At 67.8% G+C, this 16731-nt stretch carries 15 protein-coding genes; 5 read left to right on the top strand and 10 right to left on the bottom strand.

What is annotated here, in order from left to right:
* Window positions 1–144 precede the first annotated feature (144 nt).
* Together ACFSXZ_RS15440 and ACFSXZ_RS15435 are read left to right on the top strand one after the other, a co-directional pair.
* The gene (locus tag ACFSXZ_RS15440) at window positions 145–3258 is read left to right on the top strand and encodes a S53 family peptidase (RefSeq protein WP_378265698.1); all 3114 of its coding nucleotides are present in this window, start codon (window positions 145–147) and stop codon (window positions 3256–3258) included.
* 68 nt (window positions 3259–3326) lie between these two features.
* Window positions 3327–5255, top strand: coding sequence for a DUF6541 family protein (locus tag ACFSXZ_RS15435; protein ID WP_378265696.1), 1929 nt, complete (start codon window positions 3327–3329; stop codon window positions 5253–5255).
* Here the strand turns inward: ACFSXZ_RS15435 and ACFSXZ_RS15430 are convergent.
* From ACFSXZ_RS15430 to ACFSXZ_RS15410, 5 genes are all read right to left on the bottom strand, one after another.
* The gene (locus ACFSXZ_RS15430; protein WP_378265694.1) at window positions 5236–6714 is read right to left on the bottom strand and encodes a glycosyltransferase; all 1479 of its coding nucleotides are present in this window, start codon (window positions 6712–6714) and stop codon (window positions 5236–5238) included. The two genes, ACFSXZ_RS15435 and ACFSXZ_RS15430, sit on opposite strands and share 20 nt — an antisense overlap.
* A complete protein-coding gene (locus tag ACFSXZ_RS15425) occupies window positions 6701–7066 on the bottom strand; it encodes a DUF2304 domain-containing protein (protein WP_378265692.1) in 366 nt (121 codons plus the stop codon). Before ACFSXZ_RS15425 ends, ACFSXZ_RS15430 begins: the two co-directional genes overlap by 14 nt.
* On the bottom strand, window positions 7063–7821 hold the full coding sequence (locus ACFSXZ_RS15420; RefSeq protein WP_378265690.1) for a glycosyltransferase family 2 protein: 759 nt from the start codon (window positions 7819–7821) through the stop codon (window positions 7063–7065). Before ACFSXZ_RS15420 ends, ACFSXZ_RS15425 begins: the two co-directional genes overlap by 4 nt.
* Window positions 7788–9089, bottom strand: coding sequence for a lipopolysaccharide biosynthesis protein (locus ACFSXZ_RS15415; protein ID WP_378265688.1), 1302 nt, complete (start codon window positions 9087–9089; stop codon window positions 7788–7790). Before ACFSXZ_RS15415 ends, ACFSXZ_RS15420 begins: the two co-directional genes overlap by 34 nt.
* A 74-nt stretch (window positions 9090–9163) precedes the next feature.
* Window positions 9164–11521: an RCC1 domain-containing protein gene (locus ACFSXZ_RS15410; RefSeq protein ID WP_378265686.1), complete on the bottom strand. Its 2358-nt coding sequence runs from the start codon at window positions 11519–11521 to the stop codon at window positions 9164–9166.
* A gap of 349 nt (window positions 11522–11870) precedes the next feature.
* Here ACFSXZ_RS15410 and ACFSXZ_RS15405 point away from each other — a divergent pair, with 349 nt between their 5' ends.
* The 3 genes from ACFSXZ_RS15405 (at window position 11871) to ACFSXZ_RS15395 (ending at window position 13020) form a co-directional block, all read left to right on the top strand.
* Window positions 11871–12095, top strand: coding sequence for a hypothetical protein (locus ACFSXZ_RS15405; RefSeq protein ID WP_378265685.1), 225 nt, complete (start codon window positions 11871–11873; stop codon window positions 12093–12095).
* Between the two features lie 144 nt (window positions 12096–12239).
* Window positions 12240–12623 (top strand): TetR/AcrR family transcriptional regulator, encoded by a 384-nt coding sequence (locus tag ACFSXZ_RS15400; protein ID WP_378265683.1) that lies wholly within the window; start codon window positions 12240–12242, stop codon window positions 12621–12623.
* Window positions 12624–12654: 31 nt separating this feature from the next.
* Window positions 12655–13020, top strand: coding sequence for a hypothetical protein (locus ACFSXZ_RS15395; RefSeq protein ID WP_378265681.1), 366 nt, complete (start codon window positions 12655–12657; stop codon window positions 13018–13020).
* 78 nt (window positions 13021–13098) lie between these two features.
* On the opposite strand, the gene ACFSXZ_RS15390 is transcribed toward ACFSXZ_RS15395, so the two are convergent.
* The 5 genes from ACFSXZ_RS15390 to ACFSXZ_RS15370 all read right to left on the bottom strand — a co-directional run bounded on the left by ACFSXZ_RS15390 (window position 13099) and on the right by ACFSXZ_RS15370 (window position 16532).
* On the bottom strand, window positions 13099–13365 hold the full coding sequence (locus ACFSXZ_RS15390) for a GlsB/YeaQ/YmgE family stress response membrane protein (RefSeq protein ID WP_378265679.1): 267 nt from the start codon (window positions 13363–13365) through the stop codon (window positions 13099–13101).
* A gap of 265 nt (window positions 13366–13630) precedes the next feature.
* Window positions 13631–14311 (bottom strand): VC0807 family protein, encoded by a 681-nt coding sequence (locus tag ACFSXZ_RS15385; protein WP_378265677.1) that lies wholly within the window; start codon window positions 14309–14311, stop codon window positions 13631–13633.
* Window positions 14312–14485: 174 nt separating this feature from the next.
* Window positions 14486–14902 (bottom strand): YeeE/YedE thiosulfate transporter family protein, encoded by a 417-nt coding sequence (locus ACFSXZ_RS15380; RefSeq protein ID WP_378265675.1) that lies wholly within the window; start codon window positions 14900–14902, stop codon window positions 14486–14488.
* Complete coding sequence (locus tag ACFSXZ_RS15375) at window positions 14902–15531, bottom strand: YeeE/YedE family protein (protein ID WP_378265673.1); 630 nt, start codon at window positions 15529–15531, stop codon at window positions 14902–14904. Before ACFSXZ_RS15375 ends, ACFSXZ_RS15380 begins: the two co-directional genes overlap by 1 nt.
* Window positions 15532–16361: 830 nt before the next feature.
* Window positions 16362–16532 (bottom strand): hypothetical protein, encoded by a 171-nt coding sequence (locus tag ACFSXZ_RS15370; protein ID WP_378265671.1) that lies wholly within the window; start codon window positions 16530–16532, stop codon window positions 16362–16364.
* Between the last annotated feature and the right edge of the window lie 199 nt (window positions 16533–16731).

Here is a 16731-nt window from a genome sequence, read left to right as displayed (position 1 = left end):
CTGTCCGTGTGCTCGTTCCGCTTCTGGGGGTCTTGTTCGGTGCTGACCGAGTGAGTCAAAGCCGTGCAATGACGCGTTGTCATGCGCCTTGCTCCGGTCCCCGCGTGGAGTCGTGCGATCCAGCTTGCCTTCAAGGAGGACTGAATGGCGAAGTCTTTCGCCGATGAGTCGATGCTGCCGCGAACCGGCAGACCCACCAACCGCCGTCGAGAGCGCGGAGTCGCCGTAGCCGCCGCCATCGCGCTGGGCATTTCGATCGGCCAGGCCCCGATCGCGACCGCGGCGGACGTTTACGCCGGCCAGCAGCCGCAGCCGGTCGGCACCGCACCCGCCGTGCCCAGCGGCGCGGTGCCGATCGCGGCGCCCGACGCGGCCAAGCCCCTGCATCTCGACGTTGAACTCGCCCCGCGTGACCCGGCGGCACTGCAGGCCTTCGTGACGTCCGTATCGACGCCCGGCTCGCCCCGGTATCACCAGTACCTGGGCAAGGGACAGTTCGCTTCGGTGTTCGGCGCGACCAAGGCCACGATCGACGTGGTCACCGCCGCGCTGAAGGAACAGGGCCTCACACCGGGGCAGCCGTCGGCGGACGGCATGTCCATCCCCGTGGACACCACCGTCGCGAAGGCGGGGGAAGCCCTGCACACCGGCTTCGCGGGTTACCGGCTCGCCGATGGTCGCACCACCTACGCCAACACCGCCGCGCCGCAGGTGGCGTCCTCGGTCAAGGGGGCGGTCACCGGCATCGTCGGCCTCAACGACTTCGTCAAGCCCGTGGCGCATCACGTCGCGCCCCGGCACCAGGTGACGGCGCCCAAGGACGCGGTCACGCCCCACGCTGCCCAACCCAACTCGGCGGCACCGTCGTACTGCTCCAGTATCGCCAACCTCCTGGCCAGTAACGGGTTGACCGACACCCAGCAATACTGGGAGCCGCAGACTCTTTCCGCGAGCTACGCCTACGCCACGAACCAGCTGTACAGCTCCTACGGCAACACCGGTAGCGGCGTCACCGTCGGTGTGTTCGAGCTGGAAAACTATTCGCCTGCCGATATCGCGGCCTACCAGCAGTGCTTCGGCACCAGCGCGCAGGTTTCCGCGGTCAGGGTGGACGGTGGCCCGACGGCACCCCCCAGCGTGACCACTGATGTCGGGCTCGAGTCCGCGCTGGACATCGAAACCGTGATCGGCATGGCGCCGGGCGCGAGTGTCAAGGTCTACCAGGGCCCCGACAACCCGACTCCGGCGCAGTACCTCGATGTCCTGCGCCGGATGGTCACCGACGACGCCGTGCAGGTGATCTCCACGTCCTGGGGAATGTGCGACTCCGACCTGCAGATCTACGACCCGACCCTCAGGAACTCCGAGGCGACGGTGTTCGCCGCGGCGGCCGCGCAGGGCCAGACGGTGGTCGCGGCGTCGGGCGATTCCGGGTCCACCGGGTGTTTCCACGGCACCACCACCCCGACGAGCGCGGATCTGACCACCGACGACCCCGCGAGCCAGCCCGGCGTCCTGGCGGTCGGCGGTACTCGTATGACACTGCCGCCCGGCGGTTCCACCGTCACCCAGACCACCTGGAACACCACGAGCAACCCGCCCGGGGCGACCGGCGGCGGTGTGTCGCGGTACCAGTCGTTGTCGGGCGCGGCGAACTACCAGAGTGGTGTCCAAGGCGCCGGTTACAGCAACGTCTGCGGTGCCGCGAGCGGCGCCACCTGCCGGCAGGTACCGGATGTGTCCGCGTTGGCGGACCCGGACACCGGCTACCTGTTCGCCTTCGGACAGGACGGTTCCGGGAACCAGTACTGGGGAATCATCGGCGGGACGAGCGGGGCGGCTCCCTTGTGGGCGGCGATCGTGGCGCTGGCCGACGCCAGCCACTCCTGCGCGGCGAACGGGCCGCTTGGCCTGGTCAACCCGGCCCTGTACCAGAACGCGGGCCTGCTCTCGGACGTGACGACCGGCAACAACGACGTCACGGCGTCGGGCTACACCGGTGGGCTTTACGCGGCCGGCAGCGGTTACGACCTCGCGACCGGTCTCGGCACGCCCAAGGCTCCCACGCTGGTGGAAACCCTCTGCTCCGCGAAACCGGCCTCGGTGGGCAGTTCCTTCACACCCGTGGCTCCGGCGCGGGTGCTGGACACGCGGTCGGCGATCGGGGTTCCGGGCACCAGTCCGATCGGTCCCGGTGGAACGTTGAGCCTGCCGTTGGCCGGGTCCAATGGTGTGCCTGCCAGTGGTGTGACCGCGGTGGTTCTCAACGTGACCGCGACTGAACCCACTGCTGATGGTTATCTGACGCTTTACCCGGATGGGCAGGCGCAGCCGGCGTCGTCGAACCTGAACTTTGTTGCGGGGCAGACGATTCCGAACCTGGTGACCGTTCCGGTCGGGGCGGATGGCGCGGTGGACATCTTCAACCGGTTCGGCAACGTCCACGTCGTGGCCGACCTCTTCGGCTACTACTCGACGGGCGGCGGCAGTCTCTTCCAGCCGATGACTCCCGCGCGGGTGCTGGACACGCGGTCGGCGATCGGGGTTCCCGGCACCAGCCCGATCGGACCTGGTGGGACGTTGAAGTTGCCGTTGGCCGGGTCCAATGGTGTGCCTGCCAGTGGTGTGACCGCGGTGGTTCTCAACGTGACCGCGACTGAATCTACTGTCGGCGGTTACCTGACGCTTTACCCTGATGGGCAGGCTCAGCCGGCGTCGTCGAACCTGAATTTCGATGCGGGGCAGACGATTCCGAATCTGGTGACCGTTCCGGTCGGGTCGGATGGCGCGGTGGACATCTTCAACCGGTTCGGCAACGTCCACGTCGTGGCCGACATTTTCGGCTACTTCACCAACGGTGGCACGGGGTACAAGTTCCACGCTTCCGCGCCGCAGCGCTTGCTGGACACTCGCAGTGGCCAGGGAGTCGCCGTGGGTCAGGTCACGCCGATCGGGGGCGGCGGAGTGCTCGCGCTGCCACTGACCGACACGGCCGGGCAGGGCAACACCGGGCCCCTGTCCAGTGCGGCGGCACTGGTGCTGAACGTCACGGTGACCGAGCCGACCGACGGGAGCTTCGTCACCGTCTATCCCTCGGGTGTCGCGCGTCCGGCCTCATCGAACCTGAACTTCGTTGCGGGACAGACGATCCCCAACGCGGTCGTGGCTCCGGTGAACGGTCCGGCGATCGACTTCTACAACCACTCGGGAAACGTCCAGCTCGTGGCCGACCTGTTCGGCTATTACGCGTCGAACTGATCGCCTAATGTGCTCGGGGTCCCGGCGACGCCTGGGACCCCGAGCCGTTCGGAGGAAAGAAAGAAACGATGAGTTGGTCCGCGTCGCTGCCGATCGGTCTGGTGAGCATCGCGTGGCTGCTCGTGCCCGGACTTCTGGTCACCTATGGCATCGGCTTGCGCGGCATCGCCGCCTGGGCCATCGCGCCGGTCGTGACCATCGCGGAGACCGCGGGACTTGCCGTCGTGGCAAGGAAACTGTCGGTGCCGTGGTCGGCACCCTTGGTCGCCGGCGTCTGTGGCGTGATCGCGCTGGTGACCGCCACGGTCGCGTTCGTCGTCCGCCGCCGGGCTCCGGCCCGCCCATCGGATCCACGCGCGGTCACCCTCGCCGCGGTGCTCGGCCTGGTACCCGCCGGCCTTCTCGGCGTATGGACGGTCGTGCGCGGCTTCGGCGAGCCCGACATGCTGTCACAGACGTTCGACGCGGTGTTCCACTACAACGCGGTCGCGTGGATCCTGGACACGCGAAACGCGTCGTCGCTGAGCATGGGCGCCCTCGGCGTGCCCGGTGTTCCCGAGACGTTCTATCCCGGGGCATGGCACGATCTCGTTTCGCTGGTGGTGCTGACGACCGGCACGAGCATTCCCGTCGCGACGAATCTCGTGGCCGCCTCGGTCGCTTTGGTGCTCTGGCCGCTGTCGTGCCTGTTCCTGGTGCGTCAGGTGATCGGCCGGTCCCCCGCGGCGATGGCGATCACCGGTGTGCTCAGCCTCGGGTTCACCGCGTTCCCCTGGAGCTTGCTCGGCTGGGGCGTGCTGTGGCCGAACCTCCTGGGCATGTCGATCGCGCCGTCGGCACTCGCCGTGGTGGTGTCGGTGTGCGGCCTGGCCACGGACGACGCCATCGGCCGCGCGCGGGCGTGGGCGTTGTCGCCGGTGGTCGCGGTCGCACTGGCGCTCGCGCACCCCAACGTTCTCTTCAGCGTCGTCGTCCTGGCGGTGTTCCCCGTCTTCACCGCGCTGATCCGCCGTGCGCTGCGCCTGCGCTGGCGGGGCGTCGCGGAGATCGCGGTCGCCGTCGCGATCTTCCTGCTCGGTTGGTGGTGGGCCGCCACCACGCCGGTCTTCGCGGCCGTGCGGAGCTTCCACTGGAACCCGGTCGCCACGCCGTCACAGGCCGTGGGCCAGGTTCTCCGCAATGCCACCGACGGATACGACTCGCTGTGGCTGCTGTCCGCGCTGGTTCTGCTGGGGGCGCTGGCCGCCCTCCGGTCTTCGAACCGGTTCTGGCTGGTAGCCGGTCAAATCGTTTCCGCGGTGCTGTACGTGCTGTCGGCGTCGGTGAACACGCCGTCGACCCAGAAGTTCACCGGCTACTGGTACAACGACTCCTACCGGCTTGCCGCGATGGTGCCCATCACCGCGGTGCCGCTGGCCGTCGTGGCGATCCTGTTGCTCGCGAAGTGGATCGGCCGCGTGTCGCCCGCAGGTTGGCGGACACCGGTCGCGGTCGGACTTGCCGCCGTCACCGTCGCGGCCACGTTCGGCCTGTACCTGTCCAGCCACATCACCGCGCTGGCCACCTGGTACATCCATCCGTTCAGCGACCGCTCCGTGCTCCTGGTCGACGGGCGAGAGCACGCCTTCTTCGACCGGATCAAGGCCCAGATCCCGCCCGGCGCCCTGGTGGCCGGGGATCCGTGGAACGGCAGCGCCCTGCTGTGGGCACTGGAGGACCGCAAGACGCTGATGGTGCACCTGGACATCGCCACCACGGCGGATCAGGACTATCTGGGCGCGCACCTCATCGACGCGGCGACCGATCCGAAGGTGTGCCCGGCCGCCGAACGCCTCGGCGTGCGGTATTTCGTCACCGGTGACAACGTGTTCTGGCCGGACTCGCCGGCCCGCAAGAAGTACCCCGGACTCGCCGACCCCGGCGGCCGGCCGGGCTTCCGGCCGATCACCGAGGACGGTCCGCTCAAACTCTACGAGATCACGGCTTGCTCGCGATGAGCACGAACTCGTTGTAGGGGAACAGTTTCCCGGCGCTCCTCGGGAACGGGAACGACAACCTGCGCACCACGGTGAGGCCCAGTTGCCGCGCGACGTCGGCCAGCGCGTCGAAGTCGGCGAACTCGACGTGCGTGCTGTCGGTGGTGTACCCGCGCTCCTGCGGGCAGATGAACACCACCCGTGCCCCGGGCGCCAGGAAGTCGAGGTACCCGGAGAGGACCTTCACGGCTTCGGCTCGCGGCATGTGCTCGATCAGATGCGCGGCGAGCATCCCGCTGAACCGGCCGGGGCGCGCGTATTCCGTGTCGCCGAACTCCTCGGTCGTGAACGCCGTGAGGCCACGACCACGGCACACGTCCACGGAATGCTCGTTGTGATCGACGCCGACACCACGTGGCGCCAGGTGCGCGAGGTTACGGCCCAGACCACAGCCCACGTCCAGCACCTCACGGTCACCGAAGATCCGCCGCACATTCCATCGGTAGGGCGCTTGTACGTCGAACAAGCGCTTCCACAACGGCTGTTCGAGCCGCATCAAGCGCTGGGTGTACTCCGAGCCGTCGGTGGATCCGGGAACCGTCACCCGCCGGACTCTACCGAAGGCGTGGCGCGCCAACCCTTTCCTGTCCGCGGCGCCCGGGATCAGGGTCAGCGCGAACAGTCGTGACGACAGGTGCAGGCGCGCCGCTCGCGCCGCGCGCCGCCAACCGTGAGCCTGCAACCAGTCGGCGGTTTCGAGGAAGAACCCCTCCGCCTCGGCGAACCGGGAACCCTCCTGAGCCGTGGCCGAAGACTCGCTCGCCGCGTGACGCCGGTACTCGAAGCAGACCGTGTCGTCCACGGCAAGCCGCTCGCCACGCCGTACGAGTTCCAGCAGCAGTGCGAGATCCTGGATCACGCGCAGATCGTCGCGGAACCGGACCGTTTTCAACCGGTCGGTCCGCCAGCACAGCGACGGGAAGTACAACCAGTCCCCGCGCGTCAGGCTCAACGCCAGCCGTTCACCGTCCATGACCATGCGACCGCGGAACTTCGGCGCGTACACCCGCCGCTTCACCTCGTCGACCAGCGTCCGCGTCGGCCGCCCTTCGTCGTCGATCAGGCGGACCCCGGGCTGGATGATCGCCGCCTCCGGGACGGATTCGTGCACCGCGATCACGGTCGCGACGTAGTTCGGCAGCATCCGGTCGTCGCAGCCCATCAACGCGGTCAACTCGTGCTCGGCCAGGTCGAGGCATTTGTTGAAGTTCCCGGTGACCCCGAGATTGCGCTCGTTGCGCAGGTAACGGACCCGCGTATCGCCCAGCGTCGCGAACCATTCCGCGACGCCGGGCACGCTGCCGTCGTCGACGACGGTGAGCCGCCAGCGCGGATCGTCCTGGCGCAGGACGCTCCGCACCGCCTCTCGCATAAGGGAATCGTCGCCGTAGTACGGCATCAGGATGTCAACTGTCGTCATGGTGGTTCTGCCGTCGTTTGTACTCGTCCAACTCGAGCCGGAGGATGGCCAGATCCTCGGCGAGTTTGCGGGTCTCGTGCTCCACTCTGGACAGTTCCCAGGACAGGTGCAGCGCGACCAGCACGAGGAAGGTGATGGCGACGAAGAAGAGCAGGTTCGTCGGCAGGGCGATGCCGGTCGCCGCGGTGAGCGCGGTGAGCAGGCGGGGGAAGATGGTCAGGACCAGCACGACCAGCCCGACGGCCAGCCACAGCACCGCGTACTTCTCGCTGAGCTGTCGTCGCCGCAGGAGCTCGAAGATTCCGGCCAGGACAAGGAGACTGCCGACGAGCCCGACCAGATAGGAGCTCACGCTCCCTCCGCGGCCGGAACGGCGACCTTGCTCACCGGCAGGTCCCAACGCCGGACCAGCGCGAGCAGCAGGGCGAAACCGGCCCGGAACAGGTAGACACTCGCCTTCCACGGCCGGTGGCTGGGATGCCCGTCGCTACGCTGCCGCATCCGCGCGCTCACCTGCGTGATCCGGCATCCGGCGCGCAGGGCGATCACGAGGGATTCGATCGTGTCACCGAGATATTCGACCGGGTAGTGCTCGGCGAACAGACGCAGCGCACGCGGGCCGGTGGCCCGGAACCCGGAGGTGGTGTCGGTCAGCCGGGTCCGGGAAAGGCGGGAGATGACCTTGGCCAGCACCGCCATCGCCCACCTGCGGGGACCACGGACCGGATACCCGTCGTCACCGGAAAACCGGGCGCCGATCACGATGTCGGCGTCGTCCAGCTTTTCCAGCAATGCCGGAACTTCACGAGGATCGTGCTGCCCGTCGGCGTCGACCTGTACCGCCGTGTCGTAACCATTCCGCAGCGCGTACCGGAATCCGGCGCGCATCGCGCCGCCGACGCCGAGGTTGTAGGAGAGCTGCAGGACGACGGCGCCCGCTTCCTTCGCCTTGGCGGCGGTGGAATCCGTCGAACCGTCGTCGACCACGAGTACGTCCAAGTCCGGCAGGGCACTGCGGATTTCCCCCACGGTGCGGCCGACAGAACTTTCCTCGTTCCAAGCGGGAACAATGATCAGAACACGTCCGCCTGGAGATTGTCTTCGCACAGCGGGACCTTATGCCACCGCCCCCTCAGTGCGGAAGACAGTGCGGTTCCCATTCCCGCGACGACGATCACGGCCCCACTCAACTGGGCCAGCACCGCCGCGCGCAACGGATCCCCTGGCAGGAAGAGCAATCCGGTCAGGGTCATCGAGCCCAGCAACCAGGAGAGCGTGGCCGCGCGGTGCAGGTCCAGCGCCACCAGCGCGGGCTGCAGGACCTGAGCCACCATCAATCCGCCCGTGCCCAGCGCGAGTGTGCCGAGCATCGGTGCCGGCAACCGCACGTGCGCACCGAAGAACACCTGCACCGCCCAGGGGCCGAGGACCAGCGAGGCCAGCACACCGGCGATCGCGACGACACCCACCGCGACCAGCATCAGCCGGAGGCTCCGTCGCATCGTCGCCCGTTCGCCCCGGGTGGCCGCCGCGGTCAGGGTGGGCAGAAGCATGGCCTGCACCGGCGCGAACACCAACAACGGCACCCTGACCAGGACGAAGGCCGAGGCGAAGGCGGCGGCGGTCGCGGTGTCGGTGGTCAGCCGGCCGGTCACCACGACCGGGGCGAGGTTGGCCACCAGTTGGGCCAGCAAGGTCGATCCCACCAGAACCGACGTGGCCCGCGCCATCGTCGCGACAGAACCGGACCTGTCCGTTCCCGTCCCGTTTCCGCGCAGGCCCGGCAGTCCGGCGGCGGCACCGAAAAGGGAGCCTGCCGCGAAAAGCAGTGCATAGACCGCCGCGTGCGGCACGCCCGCCGCGGCGACGACGAGGCAGGGAAGCAACCTCGCGGCACCTTCGATGGCGAGCGTGGCCGCGTAACCGCCGAAGCGTCGGCTGCCGCCCAGCAGGCCGCGAACGAGATACACGGCCGCCGAGGTCACCGACCCGAAGACGAGCGCGCCGAACAGCGCCCACTGGCCCCCGAGTGCTTTCGGGACCAGCAGCGGCGACGCGGCGAGCAGCGCGATCACGACGATCAGGACCAGCCCGCCTCCGACGGCCAGGGCCCGCCGCCGAACCATCGCGGTGTCGGCGCCGCGAGCGAGTTGCGCGCTGACGTTCCGGCTCGTCTCCTGCTCCAGCGCCGAGAACACACCCGGCCCGATGATGTTGATCAGCAGGTAGAGCGAGGCGACGGCGGACGCGTCCGCCGTGGACAGCGTGTGCCCGGCGAGCGCGAGGAAGCCGTAGCCGGAGACGCCCACCACCAGCAATCCGCTCCCCATGAGGGCAGCGGGGCCGAGTCGCTGGACGATTGCCGGTGCCCTCACGGGCCAACCGTAGCCCGCGCGGATCCCGGAAGCGGGTCCGGCCGGGCGAGAATCCCGGCCGGACCTCCTCGTCGCTACGGGACGACCGAATACCCGAAGTCCCCTATCGCGGAGACTCCGGACAGACCGGCGATCCTCACCGGCACCGAGGAGGACGTGAACAGCTGCCCGTCACCGAGTGCACCGTCCTGTCCGCCGCCCCAGGCCCATACCGTGCCATCGGACCGCAAGGCGTATCCGGTGACCACGCCCGCCGAGACGGCCGTGACCCCGGTCAGTCCCGTGACCTGCACCGGGTCGGTCGTGTAGCAGGAATTCGTCGAGCACGTAGTGCCGTTTCCGAGGGCTCCCGTCCAGGTGTTGTCGCCCCACGCCCACACCGTGCCGTCCGAGCGGAGGGCGTAGTACGTGCTCGGGCCTATCCCCGCAAACGCCGTGACGTTGGTCAAACCTGGCACCTGGACCGGGACATTGTCCTGCTGCTGGGTGCTGCCGCGCGGTCCCCATCGCCAAACGGTGCCGTCGGATTTTGCCGCCAAACCCAGCCCGATCTTGGTCACCCCGGTCAGCCCCGACACCTGGACCGGGACGGCGGAGGCACAGTTCGGTCCGTTCGGCGAGATACCCTGGCCTTCCACGCAGGTGTTCGACGTCCCACTGGTGCCGTTGCCCAGTTCGCCCTGGACGTTCTCGCCCCACGACCAGACGGTGCCGTCGGATTTGAGCGCGTATCCGTTACTCGGATTTCCGGCGATGGCGACCACGCCGGTCAGGCCGGTGACCTGAACGGGAGTCGGCGCACTCCCGTTCTCGTCGGTGTTGCCATCGCCGAGACGCCACATGTAGTTGGGGCCCCAGGACCAGACGGTTCCGTCGGACCGCAGGGCGAAACCGAGCGCAATGGCCGTGATATCGGAGAGTCCGTTGACTTGGACGGGTACCGGCGAGTCGAATGGCTGTCCGCCACCCGGCCCCGGGACAACGGCAGTCCCCGACGTGCCGTTGCCGAGTTCGCCACCGCTGTTCACGCCCCAGGCCCACACCGTGCCGTCCGACCGCAGTGCATACCCCTTGGCCTGGTCTCCAGTCGTCGCCGTGACTCCGGACAATCCGAACACCGGAGCGGGCGACCGGGGAAGAGCGGACGTGGTGCCGTTGCCGAGCCGTCCGTACAGGTTCGTACCCAAAGCGAAGGCGCAGTTCGACGCACACGGCGTGAGTTGCGGTGCGAAGTACCCGAACAGGTCGACGATCGCGTCCACATTCCCGTTGAGGTTGTAGAGGTTGATCCCCTCGTCGGAGCCGGTCGCGACGACCGCGAAGTTCGCCGCCGTCTGCCCGGCGACGAGGTTGAGGTTCGACGCCGTGGGCATGGTCTGCCCCGAGGGCCATGCCGTGACGAAAGTGCCCGCGGCGGTCACGTTCGTTCCGGTGAGGTTCACCACCGCCGACGACGCGTTCGGGGGCAGCCAGCCCCCGAGGCCCAGCGGGCGGGTTCCCTTGTCCGGAATCGGAGTGAGCGGATTCCCGTTCGCGTCCCGGGTATCGAGGGCCCTCATCGGATCGAGCGGATAGAACACCTGCGTGGACTGCGGCGAGTAGTAGCCCGCCAGGTCGGCGACCAGGTCCACCGCGCCACTGTTGTTGTAGAGGTTGACCTTGCGATCCGCGCTCACCCCGACCGTGACCACGTTCGGCGTGATCTGGCCGGGCGCGATGTTGAGGTTCGACGCCAGCGGTCGTGCCGCGTCACCGGGCCACGCGGTGACATAACTGCCCTGGGTCGGATCGACGGCGGTCAGGGTGAACGCCACCGCGGTCGTGCCGAGAGGCACCTGTGCCGACAGATCAAGGCTGACCGTCTGTCCGGATTGGACCTTTCCCGACACGCCACCGGTGCCGTCGCGCGTGTCGAGCACCCGCCGCGGTGCCGACGAAGTGAACCCCGCGCCGGTGCCCGGCGAGTAGTAACCCTCCAGATCGACGACAGCGTCCAGCCCCCCGGGCCCAGCCGCGATTATCTCGGCCCGCTCGGCGGCCAGCGGCACTGTCACCAGGTTGGCCCGGATGTCCCCCGGAACGATGTTCAGGTTGGAGGCGCTGGTGGGTGGGCCGTCCGCCGGATACACGTCGATGTAAGTAGCCGCGTCGGCGTCGAGGCCGGTCACGTTGAGTACGACCGCTGTCGCGCCCATCGGTACCTGATCGGTCCCGACGGTCACACCGATCCCGCTACGGGCCGCGATTTTACCGGAATTCCGGGTGTCCATCAGACGTGTCGGGACCACCGGGGTGTAGCTGGAACCGGCTGGAGTGGCACTGACAGCGGCGGTACTCGGTGCCGCGGCGGCGGCCGTCGCCGGAACCACCGTCGAGACCAGGACCACGGTAAGCGCGCCGACCGCGGGCAGACCCCATCTTCGATACCTCACGACGAAAAATCTCCCGCCAGTCAGAGAACCCCGAACCAGGAAGAAGTCTCGCAGAAGTACCCCGGAAAACCTAGCGCACGACCGAAGTCCCGGATGATCCACTCGGTGCCGGGAATGTCAAGCACCGCAAGGTAAATCGTTCGACACGGCAAGGCGCTGTGTCCGGTTTGGACTCGACCGCCGCCTTCCGAGATACCGCGTGAGTCCGGGCGGAGATCGGGAAGATTTTGCTGGCAGATCGGGAAGATCGCGGTGGCACAGGTGGTTTTGGCCGGGCTTCGCCCGGATTCTGGTGCCAGCGAGTCGATTTGCTCGTTGTAGGTCTTCTCTGTGTACGGGAAGGGTTGTGATGAAAAAGTTCGTAGTTGGTGCCCTCGTCGGGCTTGGTGTGATCGTGGGAGCCGCGACGCCGGCTTCGGCTTCTGGTTGGTACTACACCGGGTATTGGTACAACACCGCGGGCGAGTGTGAAGCGGGCTACCAGAGGATGGTCGCCGGTCAGAACGTCGATCTCCCCCACCAGTGCAGACTCGACGCCGTCGGCGTCTACGAGTTGTGGCGGGTCGGTCTGTGACGGCGATTCGGCGGTAATCCGGCCGAGTCGGTTTCACCGGCCAGGGCGCGTCGCCCGCGGCGCCCTGGCCGGGGCCTTCGGAGCGGACGTCGGGGAGCGGCACCTATCTTGACTGATCGTTCATAAATCGAGTACGGTCGCGTCGTGGCACGGTCGCGGGACTTCGACGAGGGTGAAACGCTGGTCCGGGTCGGGGAGGTCTTCGCCCGGTTCGGCTATGCGGGTACCTCGATCGACCAACTCGTGCAGGCCACGGGACTCAAGCGGGGCAGCCTTTATCAGGCCTTCGCGAGCAAGGCGGGCTTGTTCCGCAACGCTTTCCGCCACCTCGTCGAGGCCGGGGAAGACCCGGGTGTCATCGCCGATCTTGTGGTGGTGGCCTATTGGGAGCGCGCGTCGGCCGACCAGACCGTGCGGAGCGTACTGGACTCCGCGGTCAGCAGGCTGGAACGCCTGCACGACCGGCCCGTGGCGGAGATCGTCTTCGACCGGCTGAGCCGGCGAGCTCGTAATGGCCAGGAGCAGTGACTTCCCAGCAGCGGCAACGAAGGGACATCGCATGGCAACCGTCTCCGTCGACAACGGTGAGCTCGTCGTGACAATCCGCGGTATGCGGAAGGTGTGGTCGCTCAAGAGCGAGATCACCATCCCGATCGCCCACGTCAAGGGCGCGACGGTCGATCCCGGTATTCGCGACGAGTTTCCCCGTACCATCGAGAAGCGAGTCGGCACCAATCTCTACCAGACCTATTACGGTGGCACGTTCGTCCAGGACGGCGACAAGGTGTTCTGGGACGTGCGCAAACCCGAGAACGCCATTGTGATCACCCTCGACAACGAGGATTTCGACCGGCTCGTCGTCGAGGTCGAAAACCCCCGCGAGACGGTGGAACTCGTCGAGGGCGCGGTCGGCAAACGTCCGTAGCGGGGAGCCGTCCACATGAACGGCCTCGGCCTGACGCGGCGCCAGCCGGTGGCCGAGGCCGGACACGGGAAGTGCCGGTCAATCGTGGTGGCGCCGCCCGATGAGCAGCCGGTAGATGACGAGGATGATCAGCGCGCCCACGACGGACAGGACCCAGGTCCGCAGATCGAAGAACTTCCCGAGCTGGACGTGAAAGACCGTCTTGCCGACCCAGCCACCCACGAAGGCGCCGGCGATGCCGAGCAGGATGGTGATGATGCAGCCGCCCGGGTCCTTGCCCGGCATGAGGAGCTTGGCGATCACACCGGCGATCAGGCCGAGCACGATCCAACTGACGATGCCCACTTGCTGTCCTCTCGTTCACACGAATGGTGGCCCGTAGTGTTGGGGTGAACCGCCTCCGACGCAACCAGGGGCGGTCCCCTCGAGAGGAGAAGACGGCGGTCGGTGCTTGTCGTTGCGCGCCGTGTGGCCCGTTCGTGATCTTGGTCTCACCGGCCCCCAGGTGGCTCACGGGGAGTCCGCCGATTGCCACACCGTCCGGGTCGGACCCGTGACAGGAGCCCGGCCCACCGAAAACCGGTGGACCGGGCTCCTGTCGCGTACCGGCTCAGCCGGCGGCGCGTTCCGCGAGGAACAGCGTCTTCATCGGCTTGACAGCCAGGGCGAAGCTGAGGCGGAACGCCAGGGCCAGCGCGGTGACCAGGATGACGGTGCCGAGCCAGACCATCGTGTGGACGGGCAGGGTGTAGACACCGACGATGCGTACGGCGCATTCGAGAAGCAGGACAACACCCCAGATGGTCGTGTAGGTGTGCTCCGCGCGCCGGAAGGCCGGAGAGGTCGCCGAAAGCCGGTCCCAAACGGCCAGCCGGGCCGGGTCGCCCCCGCCGAAGAGCGGCCGCAGCACCGAGCTCATGATCGGGCGGCCCATCGCCACCGAGGCCAGCATCACCACGCCGATCACGCTGCTCACCCCGCTCTCCTTGGCGAGCATCAGCCGTGGGTCACCGCTGAGCAGACTGAGCAGCAGCCCGGCGACGTTGACCACGAGCATCAGCGCGGCCAGCGGGTTCAACCGGCGCTGCGCCACGACACCCCAGATCGTGCGAACGGCGGGGATCGCGCTGCCGAATCCGAGCGAGACCAGATCGTTCAGCCCGAACCCCAGGCTCAGCAGGTAGTAGGTGCCGACGGGCAAGGCCACATCGAGCACCAGCGGCGTCAGGCCCTGGACCAACGGGTTCTTGGTAGAGGTGGTGTTCTTCGGCGCGGTGACGTCGACGGTCATATCGGCTTCCCTCCAGGCTTTCGGGTTTTTTCCCGCTTGTCTTGCCTGGAATCAGCTTCGCTTCGGCCGGTCTCCGGGAGGGATGCCGAACATCCCGGATGCGCCGTGACATTTGTCAGGATGCGAGTCGCGGGGCGAAGGTGAGCACCCTCGCCCCGCGAACCGATGGTGTTTCTACAGGCCGCAGGAGCCGCGGTCGAGGTGGAAGTACTTCCCGTTGGCCCAGCGGCAGAGCCGGACCCCGACGACGACGCCGACGATGGTGATCAGGGCAGGCAGGTAGCCGCCGGCCAGCTGGATGATCGGGATCGCCGGGCAGCCACCCGAGATCGCCCAGCCGATGCCGAACAGGATCGCGCCCGGGACCACGCCGGCGTGGATGCGTCCCGGCGTCTTGCGGACCCGGAGCAGCGCGAACATCACGACGATGATGCCGACGGCACCGGCGAAGGAGAACAGCATCCGCAGGTCCTGGAAGGTGAACATGCGGTTCAGCTCGGAGTAGTCGCCGAATCCGATGTTGAAGACGACGAAGCCCAGGGTCAGCCCGCCGACGATGTTCGCGCCGAGCACCGCGCCACGAGTAGCCATCAGATCACCTTCCACAGCAGGAACGACACGACAACGGCGGTGCCGAAGAACACGGCGGTGGCGAGCAGGCTGACCGGGCGCAGCCGTCCGCACCCACTCAGCCCGTGGCCGGAACTGCACCCTCCGGCGAGGCGGGTCCCGAAGCCGACGAGCACGCCGCCCGCGAACAGCACGGCGACCATGGTCAGGGGGTTGGGGGTGACGATGTCGCGGAAACCTTGGCCCATGTCCAAGCGGAGCTTGAACCGGCCGGAGGTGAACGCCGCGATCAAGCCGCCGAGGAAGACGGACACGAGCAGAGCGGCCTGCGCGATCACGGGCGTCGGGCGGGGGACGGCGGCGGTGGCCTCCGGCTGCGCGGGTGCGGGCGCCTCACCGTGCGGTGGCGCCGTCAGCGTGGCGGTGCTGGTGCCGAACTGCTCGGCGGTCGCGGCCGCGAGCGCCTCGGCGAGCACACGCTGGTCGAGGAATTCCTCGTTCAGCTTTTCCAGGCTGCGTTCCTCACGCCAGTGCAGGACGCGATCCCAGGCCGACGAGATGCCGAAGGAGGTGTCCGTGGTCAGGGTGTAGTTGATGGTCACGAGGGCGAGTCCGGCGGCGCCGGCCCACCACGGCCAATAGCTACTCATGCTGGTTCTCTCATCCAATCGGCGAGGCGGTTCCACCAGCGGCGCTTGGGACCGGCAGGCGGATTCTTCTTCTGGGGTCGAGGAGCGGGCGACGGTGGCGGCGGCTCGAGCCTGCCGATCTGGTTCCCGAACCAGGGCGTGACTTCTTCGGCGAAGGAATCATCGCGGGGCGGAGGCACTCGCCGGGGAGCGGGTGCCTGTTGACGTTGAGGCGCGGGTGCCTGTTGGCGTTGGGGAGCGGGTGCCTGTTGACGTTGGGGTGGGCGCTCCGGTTCGCGCGGGGGTTTCCGCGTTTCCTCAATGGTCTCCACCCCCGCCGCCGCGGCGGCGCGCGCGAGGTGCTGAGCGTCACGCCCGTTGGGCAGCAGCGTGATGGGTATCGGGCGCCCGGTGAGGGACAACTTGTATCTGGCGCAGTCGTGCCAGCGGTCTTCGGTGTCGCAATAGTAGTCGCGCCAACCGCGCAGACTTGCGCTGAGCAGCGGGAAAAGCGGACAAGCAACGGCGTGTGAACAGCCCACGTCATTCCGATCTGACCGTCCCGCCACCCGGCCGACACAGGCGGTGGACGCGGTCTCATTTTTCCAATGGCCGGCCGCGATCTTGAGAGCGACGGAGAGTGTAACCAAAGTCCGCCGGATGGCACACCCTCGATGGGGCCGACCGGTGTACCGGCGGAGCCGCCGGACGCGCCGCGCGAGGCCTGTGAGCTGCCGATTTCCGGAATGTCCGAACACTTTACCCGGTCAGGCGTGATCGATTCACCGGCGTGACGCGGTCAGGTCCGGACCGGGGTGATTGGTCCGGCCCAGGGCCACCGGTTGTGAAAACTACAGGTGCTTCACCAAGATCAGTTCGCGCCCTTCGCCGCCGGCTTCCCGGAAGCCGTGACGCCGGTAGATGGCGAGGGCGGGAACGTTGTCCTCCATCACCGACAGCCGGAGCGTCGATGATCCGGTGCCCGCCGCCCAGCCTGGCCGGCGCCGCCGGCCGGAGCTCACGCCACAGCCGCCAGTCGTCCCGCTCGAGGGCGCGAATTTCGATCACCATCCCATGATGATCGCGGTGCGCGTTCCCGGCCACGGCGTGCCGGATATGACCGCATGGTGCCGTCCACTCGAGACGGAGATCCATTCATCTGATTGCTTTTCCGCGTGCTCTGCCGATTGGATTAATCGGCTCTGGTCCGCGCGGTTCATC

This window comes from Amycolatopsis pigmentata, from assembly GCF_042684065.1.
Taxonomy (GTDB): Bacteria; Actinomycetota; Actinomycetes; order Mycobacteriales; family Pseudonocardiaceae; genus Amycolatopsis_E; species Amycolatopsis_E pigmentata.
Note: the sequence above shows the minus strand (reverse complement) of the source record. Positions and strands in the feature narration are given on the sequence as shown.